The sequence below is a fragment of the Streptomyces sp. MB09-02B genome (assembly GCF_033794485.1).
Lineage (GTDB): Bacteria > Actinomycetota > Actinomycetes > Streptomycetales > Streptomycetaceae > Streptomyces.
In genome coordinates this window covers 1-1378 of record NZ_JARGEE010000858.1, presented here as the reverse complement: position 1 = coordinate 1378, position 1378 = coordinate 1, and the positions used below count along the sequence as shown (strand labels likewise).

Annotated in this window: 1 protein-coding gene; it reads left to right on the top strand. The window is 69.3% G+C overall.

Annotation, left to right across the window (positions count from 1 at the left end; all coding sequences use genetic code 11):
- Window positions 1-158: 158 nt before the first annotated feature.
- Complete coding sequence (locus P1P70_RS44660) at window positions 159-995, top strand: DUF4097 family beta strand repeat-containing protein (protein WP_319248225.1); 837 nt, start codon at window positions 159-161, stop codon at window positions 993-995.
- The last annotated feature ends 383 nt before the right edge of the window (window positions 996-1378 follow it).

The window sequence follows — 1378 nt, the reverse complement described above, 5'->3', positions numbered from 1 at the left end:
CTCACCTCTCCCTTGCTTTCGCATGAGTCTTGTTGTTCTCTTCGTGTACTAGATTATTTTTTTTTTTCAAGAAGAAGAGGGCTACACGGTTTTTGCCCTGTCTGTGGGGTTGGGGGTGTGGTTAAAGGGAAGGCTCCAGAGAGGACGGGAGATCCGTCATGCCTTCCTACGACACCCCCGAGGCGATCACCGCCATCGTCGAGTACGCCATCGGCAACGCCCGGATCATCGCCTCCGACAGCACCGAGACCGTCGTCGACGTCCAGCCCTCCAACCCCTCCTCCGAAGCGGACCTCAAGGCCGTCAAGCAGACGAAGGTGACCTGCTCCGGTGGCGTCCTCACCGTGAAGGGCCCGCGCAAGAGCTCGCCCTTCGGGAAGGTCGGCGGCATCGACATCACCATCGCCCTGCCGGCCGGCTCCACCCTGGAGGGCACCACCCAGGTCGGCGACTTCCACTGCTCCGGACGCCTCGGCGAGACGCGGCTGAAGACCTCGGTCGGCGACCTCCACGTCGAGGAGGCCGCCACCGCCCGGCTGAAGAGCGAACTCGGCATGGTCCACCTGGACCGCGCCACCGCCTCGGTCGAGATCATCGCTGCCGGCCGCGTCACCGTCGGCACGGTGGCGGGCGGCCTGATCGTCAAGAACGGCAACGGCGACACCGAACTCGCCGAGATCACCGGCACCCTGGAGGCCTCCGCCGCGAACGGCCGTATCGACGTCGGCACCGCCCACTCCGACGTGGAGGCCAAGTCCGCCAACGGCGGTATCCGGCTGGGCCGGGTCACCCGCGGCCGGGTCACCCTCCGCGGCGCCGTCGGTGACCTGGAGGTCGGCATCCCCGAGACCACCGCCGCCTGGCTCGACGTCCACACCGACCTCGGTGCCCTGCGCAGCGCCCTCGGCTCCGCCGAAGGTCCCGGCGACGCCACCGACACGGTGGAGGTCACCGCCCGCACCTCGGTCGGCGACATCCGCATCCACCGCGCCTGACCGTTCCGGGCGACGTACGCCCGTGACTCGTTCCCGGGCGACGTACGCCCGTAGCTCCTGCCGTACTTCACCTCGCCCGCTTCTCCGCCGGCCTGCCCCTGGGCCGGAGTCCGCCCCTGGGCCGTAACTGCCTCTCGGCGGAGTCCGCCCCTGGGCCGTAACTGCCTCTCGCCGGAGCCCGCCCCGCCGGATCCCCCTGGCCGCCGGAGCCCACCCCGCCGATCCCCTCTATCCGCCGGGCCACCCGCTCCTCGCCTCCCGCACTCTCCTCCCGCACCCTTCTCCCGCACCCTCTCTTCTCGCACTCCGCCAAGGAGCCATCTGTCATGCCCGCATCAAATCTGCCCAACGCGTCAGACGCCACCACCACCCCGCACCCGGAC

Bases quoted from the DNA above. Each gene is read 5' to 3' on its own strand.
- P1P70_RS44660 (WP_319248225.1), top strand. From the start codon at position 159: ATGCCTTCCTACGACACCCCCGAGGCGATCACCGCCATCGTCGAGTAC.